General features: G+C 66.5%; 5 protein-coding genes. All 5 read right to left on the bottom strand.

Annotated elements, in window-relative coordinates:
- Window positions 1-177, bottom strand: a 177-nt coding sequence (locus EB084_20105; protein ID NDD30570.1) for a methyltransferase, incomplete at its 3' end; no start/stop codon positions are given.
- A gap of 260 nt (window positions 178-437) precedes the next feature.
- Window positions 438-1,649 carry an FtsX-like permease family protein gene (locus EB084_20110; protein ID NDD30571.1) on the bottom strand — a complete coding sequence of 404 codons (1,212 nt, stop codon included), beginning with the start codon at window positions 1,647-1,649 and terminating at the stop codon, window positions 438-440.
- Window positions 1,650-1,755: 106 nt separating this feature from the next.
- The gene (locus EB084_20115; protein NDD30572.1) at window positions 1,756-3,207 is read right to left on the bottom strand and encodes an efflux RND transporter periplasmic adaptor subunit; all 1,452 of its coding nucleotides are present in this window, start codon (window positions 3,205-3,207) and stop codon (window positions 1,756-1,758) included.
- A 161-nt stretch (window positions 3,208-3,368) separates the two neighbouring features.
- Entirely contained in the window at window positions 3,369-3,905 is a 537-nt protein-coding gene (locus EB084_20120; GenBank protein ID NDD30573.1) for a hypothetical protein, read from the bottom strand.
- Between the two features lie 83 nt (window positions 3,906-3,988).
- On the bottom strand, window positions 3,989-4,520 hold a 532-nt coding region (locus EB084_20125), incomplete at its 5' end, for a hypothetical protein (GenBank protein NDD30574.1).

Below are 4,520 nucleotides of genomic sequence, written 5' to 3' on the forward strand. Positions count from 1 at the left end.
GTCGCTGAAGTACTCGAACACAGTCTCGCCGTCGACCGTGTACAGCCCCTCGCTGGCCAGGGCCCGCATCAAGCGGTACATGGCGTCGGCATTGGTGCCCGTTCGCTCTGCCAGCGTCTCGGCGTCGAGCGGTCTTGACACGAGCAGATCCGGCACGCCCAGGCGGGTCATCACCATGAGGGCCTGCGATCACCAGCCCCCAAAGATCATCTGCATCAACGCGACATTGGGCGGCGGCTGCGGCGGTGAAGGGGGGGCGGCGTCGGGCCTGGCGGAAAGCCTGGTTCCTCCGATCGATTCACTGCGCGTAGCACAGCAGCTTTGTGGTGGCCGCGGTCTTCAACGACCACGGTACCCTCCCCTTCCCGATTCGCTCTTCTCACGTCCGCTACCCTACGCGATAAACAGAACCCGACATCCGAGCGTCAGACGCCCCCCTACTCGTGCCGCAGCGCCTCGATGGGATCGAGCCGCGCAGCGCTCCGCGCCGGATAGTACCCGAAGAACACCCCGACAGCCGCCGAGCAACCGAAGGCCAGCATCACGCTCGAGGCCGTCATAACAGGCGTCCACGGCGACAGCCACGCGACGACCTGCACCACGGCCGCCCCCAGCACCACGCCGACAACGCCTCCCCCCACGCTGAGCACCAGCGCTTCGATGACGAACTGCAGCATGATATCGCTGCTGCGAGCACCCACCGCCATGCGGATGCCGATCTCGTGGACGCGCTCGGTGACGCTCACCAGCATGATGTTCATGATGCCGATGCCGCCCACGATGAGCGACACCGCCGCAATGCCCCCGAGCAGCCAGGTGAATGTCGCCATGGTCTCCTCGGCGGTCTCGGAGATCTCTTGCTGGGTTCGAATGAAGAAGTCGTCGTCGCGCACATCGCGGATGTGGTGGCGCTGGCGCAGCAACGCCGCAATCTCGTCTCGCGCCATCGTGACGCGGTCGGCACTGACCGCTGACACGAGCAGCAGGCTGAACCGGTCGCCCCCCCGCATGCGGTTCATGTAGGTGGTGCAGGGCACCACCACGACGTCATCTTGATCCTGGCCGAACGTGCTCTGACCCTTCGCCGCAAGAACACCCACGATGGTGAGCGGCACCGTGCTCACGCGCAGCACCCGCCCCACCACGTCGTCTGCTCCGAACAGCTCGCGGCGCACCGTCTGGCCGATGATGCACACCTTCGCCGACGCCCGCACATCGGCCAGGGTGAAAGGAGAGCCCAGATCGCACGACCACTCGCGAATCGCAAAGTACGCCTCATTCACCCCCTGCAGCTGGGTCGACCAGTTCACGGTGGGCCCCACAGCCTGCACTCCCTTGCGAAGCACCGGCGTCAGTGCTGAGACCGACGGGCAGTCACGACCGATGGCTTCGACGTCGGCGCGGGTGAACGACTCCACCGCAGCCGCGCCCATGCGCACGCCCACCGTGGTGGCGCTGCCGCCGAACACCGTGACGAGATTCGTGCCCAGCCCCGCGATGCGGCTCTGTATGGTGGCGCTTGCCCCCTCGCCCAGCGCCACCGTCGCAATGACCGCAGCCACGCCGATGATCACGCCGAGCATGGTGAGCATGGTGCGCATCTTGCTGCGTGCCAGCGAGCGCAACGCGATGGTCATCATCATCTTCATGCGCAGGCGACCATTGCGCTCGGCCATCGCCTGCTCGTCGCTGCAGACACGCGTGTGCGACGGCACATCGCTGCGCCGCGGGCAAACCGCTCGACGAAGCGCGCTCTCAACGCGTCGCGCGAGGCACGGGCCCGGCCCCCGTTGCGGACGCGCTCGTGATCAGCCCCACCCCGACTGATTCACCGGGCTGCAGCGCTGCGTCGAGAACCTCGGTGTGCACCCCGTCGGTGATGCCACACGACACGAAGCGGGGGCGCAGGCGCCCGTCGGGCGAGGTCACCCACACCACCTGCCGCTCAGGCGGTGCATGAACCGCGGCCTCATCGGCCGGCTGGAAGCGCAGCGCGGCGTTCGGAACCCGCACCACGTCGTCGCGATGCGCCACCGCGAGGGTGAGATTGGCGGTCATGCCGGGACGCAAGACAAGCGCGTCGTTGCGCGCGTCGATGAGCACGGGATAGGTGACCACGTTCTGCACCGACTGCCACGCATTTCGTATGCTCACCACGCGCCCGCCCCGGAACACCCGGTTCGGCCATGCATTCACCGTGAACGACACCGACTGGCCCACAAACACCCTCGAGATGTCGCTCTCGTCGACCGACGCCATCACCTGGCAGCGTCGCAGCGCTGTAGCAACCTGGAACATCTGTGGGGTCTGGAAGGAAGCGGCCACGGTCTGACCCGGATCGACGAGGCGAGAGATGATCACGCCGTCGATGGGCGAACGAATCTCCACATACCCCAGGTTCACCACGATCTGGCGCAGGGTGGCACGCGTCTTCTCGAGCTGCGACAGCGCCTGACCCTGCTGCGCGTGAGCGCTCTCCAGCTGCGCCTGGGCGGTGGCCCGCCGGATCCGCGACGTGACAAGCGCCGCGAGTGCGTTTCGAACGTTTGCGTCGGCCCCCACGATGCCGGCCAGAGCCATCCTCACCTGACCGCCTGCGCCTGCCTCATCGGCCTCGGCGGTGAGCAGGCTGGCGCGGGCCGCGTCGATGTCCTGCGGCGCCACAAGCCTCTCGTTGACCAGATCGAGATTCCTCGAATAGGTGATCCGTGCCATCGACGACTGCGCGCGCGTTCGACTCACCGAGGCGCGTGCCTGCACCAGCTGCGCTTCTGCGGTGCGACGCGCGGCCCGCGCCTGGGCCAGCGTGGCCTCGGCCGCCACGACCCCTGCGTCGGCGGCGGCCACGTTCGTGCGCGCGCCCTGGAGGTCTGCCGCGGCGCTGCGAACAGCCGCGCGGGCGTTGCTGAGATCGGCTTGCGCCTGCTCGCGCTGCGCCTGCAACGTGCGCGGATCGATGCGCGCGAGCAGCTGGCCCTTGCGAACCACGCTGTTGTAGTCGACGAAGACCTGCAGAACCTGACCGGAGATCTGGCTGCCCACGTTCACGGTGAGAACCGGCTGCAACGTGCCCGTGGCCAGCACAGTCTCGTCGATGGGCCCGCGATCGACAAGGCGCGTCTCGTATCGTGCGCGAGGCACGGCGCGCCAACGCAACCAGACAGTCGAAAGCGCAATCAGCACGACCATCGCCACGAACAGCACCACGTGACGGCGCCTTCTTGCAGGCGCAGGACCTGCGGAGAGATCCGTGGGTTGCTCTTCAGTCGTGGGAGGCGACGTGTGCAGAGTCACACAGGCATGGTTCCCCACCCACGCGGAACAGTCTCACCGCAGCGTGCGATGACCTCTTCCGAAACCGCGGACGCTCAGATGTCCTTCTCGACGCGCACCTCATCAAGATGTCCGGGCAGGTCGGCAGCGTCGACGATGACGCGCACGTGATGGCCCGGCGCCTGGCGGGTGGCGACGTACGTCCAGCGATTCTCGTCGGTGCGACTGGCCTTGCCCATCTCGATCAGGTGATTCTCATCGTCGGTGATGAGCACCCCGACCTCAGCCACCTCGACGTCATCGATGGCCAGCACGTGTATCGGGTCGCCTGGGCGCCCATGATATTCTTCGAGATCGATGGCTTTGATCTCGGGCGGGCTCAGAAAATCGGCGGTGGCAACGTGAAACGGCGTCTCTTGCGTGCGTACGGCCGTCTCGACATAGGCGTCGAGGCCGTGAGACTGCCTGGCATAGGCCACGGCGTCCTTGAACACCTGCCAGTGCGGGAACGAAGCCCCTTCAAACCCGCCATCTCGGGCCACCACGTGGACCCGCCCGTCATCTCTGGGCGTCAGGCGGAGGTTCTCCCCCACCTTGCCACTGAAACCCTCGAGCTCGTGTCGGCGCTTCATCCTGGCCACGTGCGTGTACCTCCCGGCGGTGCGTTGATGGAGGCATTTTCTACGCAGCGACGCGAATCCCTGGATTCGCAGTCCTAGAAGCGGCGGTCGGCCTCGGTTGCGGGTGCGGGGTCGACGAGCGCATCGAGGGTGAGCTCGGGGCCCACGAACCCATGGGTGAACGAGGACGGAGACGACGCGGTGTAGAGCTCGTTTCCCCGGCTCATCGCGTCGAGGGCCTCATCCCCGATGCGCATCTGCTCGCCCTCGCGATACCACTGGTTGACCTCTGCATGATGCTGGCTGACATACCACGCGGCCTGCTTGAGCGACACCATCACGTCAACCGCCTTCTCCCGCCGGAGCAGGAACCGCTCACTGAAGAAGACGGTGGTGTAGTAGCGATCGCCCTTGAGCTGACGAAACCCCTTGGCGATGACCGTGGGGAGGATGGGTTCCCAGATCACGAGGGCGCCGACCTGCGGATCGGCCTCCGAGAGCAGCGGGCGATACTCCTCGATGGTGATGTCTTCCTCGCGCAAGCCGGCTTCCTTGCACGTTGCGATGAGCCAGCGCTGCAGCGAATCGCCGAGCGTGGTGGCGATGTTGGCCCCCTTCAGATCCGCG

Source organism: Pseudomonadota bacterium (genome assembly GCA_010028905.1).
In the GTDB taxonomy this organism is placed as follows: domain Bacteria; phylum Vulcanimicrobiota; class Xenobia; order RGZZ01; family RGZZ01; genus RGZZ01.